The organism is Pantoea sp. Acro-807, from assembly GCF_011752675.1.
Classification (GTDB): Bacteria; Pseudomonadota; Gammaproteobacteria; order Enterobacterales; family Enterobacteriaceae; genus Pantoea; species Pantoea eucrina.
In genome coordinates this window covers 1-841 of the sequence record NZ_VWXE01000020.1, presented here as the reverse complement: position 1 = coordinate 841, position 841 = coordinate 1, and the positions used below count along the sequence as shown (strand labels likewise).

Here is an 841-nt window from a genome sequence, read left to right as displayed (position 1 = left end):
CCCCACACTACCATCGGCGCTACGGCGTTTCACTTCTGAGTTCGGCATGGGGTCAGGTGGGACCGCCGCGCTGTGGCCGCCAGGCAAATTCTGTTAATCCGGCAAAACAAGCTGAAAATCGGGTCTCTCAAAACGCCTCTGGCGTTGTAAGGTTAAGCCTCACGGGTCATTAGTACCGGTTAGCTCAACGCATCGCTGCGCTTACACACCCGGCCTATCAACGTCGTCGTCTTCAACGTCCCTTCAGGGCTCTCGAGGAGCCAGGGAGAACTCATCTCGGGGCAAGTTTCGTGCTTAGATGCTTTCAGCACTTATCTTTTCCGCACTTAGCTACCGGGCAGTGCCACTGGCGTGACAACCCGAACACCAGCGGTGCGTTCACTCCGGTCCTCTCGTACTAGGAGCAACCCCCCTCAATTCTCCAGCGCCCACGGCAGATAGGGACCGAACTGTCTCACGACGTTCTAAACCCAGCTCGCGTACCACTTTAAACGGCGAACAGCCGTACCCTTGGGACCTACTTCAGCCCCAGGATGTGATGAGCCGACATCGAGGTGCCAAACACCGCCGTCGATATGAACTCTTGGGCGGTATCAGCCTGTTATCCCCGGAGTACCTTTTATCCGTTGAGCGATGGCCCTTCCATTCAGAACCACCGGATCACTATGACCTGCTTTCGCACCTGCTCGAGCCGTCACTCTCGCAGTCAAGCTGGCTTATGCCATTGCACTAACCTCCTGATGTCCGACCAGGATTAGCCAACCTTCGTGCTCCTCCGTTACGCTTTGGGAGGAGACCGCCCCAGTCAAACTACCCACCAGACACTGTCCGCAGCCCGGAT

At 57.0% G+C, this 841-nt stretch carries 2 rRNA genes; both read right to left on the bottom strand.

Annotated features, from left to right (window positions below):
- Nucleotides 1-84 (bottom strand): 5S ribosomal RNA (gene rrf / locus F3J39_RS18660); the annotation flags it as partial.
- Between the two features lie 64 nt (nucleotides 85-148).
- Nucleotides 149-841, bottom strand: a 23S ribosomal RNA gene (locus tag F3J39_RS18655); the annotation flags it as partial.